At 55.5% G+C, this 553-nt stretch carries 1 rRNA gene; it reads left to right on the top strand.

Annotated elements, in window-relative coordinates:
* Positions 1-181 precede the first annotated feature (181 nt).
* Positions 182-553 (top strand): 16S ribosomal RNA (locus DPM12_RS22720); the annotation flags it as partial.

Here is a 553-nt window from a genome sequence, read left to right as displayed (position 1 = left end):
CAGCATCGGTTGCGCTTTGTGTGTGTCCGATTCTTGAGAACTCAACAGTGTGCTGACTTACTTTATTTTTGCCAGTTTGTTATTTTTGTGGGCTCTGCATTTTTTGTGGGGTTTTTGCTGGGATTTTTTTGAGGATTGTGCCTGTCTGCCCTTGTGTGGGTGGGTGGGTGTTGTTTGGTCCTTGATGGAGAGTTTGATCCTGGCTCAGGACGAACGCTGGCGGCGTGCTTTACACATGCAAGTCGAGCGATCGGCCCGGCTCCTTTGGGGTTGGGTACGGAGCGGCGAACGGGTGAGTAACACGTGGGTAACCTGCCCTTGGCTCTGGGATAAGCCTGGGAAACTGGGTCTAATACCGGATGGGACGCATGGCCGCATGGTCTGTGTGTGGAAAGGTTTTTCTGGCCAGGGATGGGCCCGCGGCCTATCAGTTTGTTGGTGGGGTAGTGGCCTACCAAGGCGACGACGGGTAGCCGGCCTGAGAGGGTGTTCGGCCACACTGGGACTGAGATACGGCCCAGACTCCTACGGGAGGCAGCAGTGGGGAATATTG

This window comes from Phytoactinopolyspora halophila (assembly GCF_003287285.1).
Taxonomy (GTDB): Bacteria; Actinomycetota; Actinomycetes; order Jiangellales; family Jiangellaceae; genus Phytoactinopolyspora_A; species Phytoactinopolyspora_A halophila.
The sequence above is the reverse complement of the archived record's forward strand: the minus strand, read 5'-3'. Positions and strand labels throughout refer to the sequence as shown.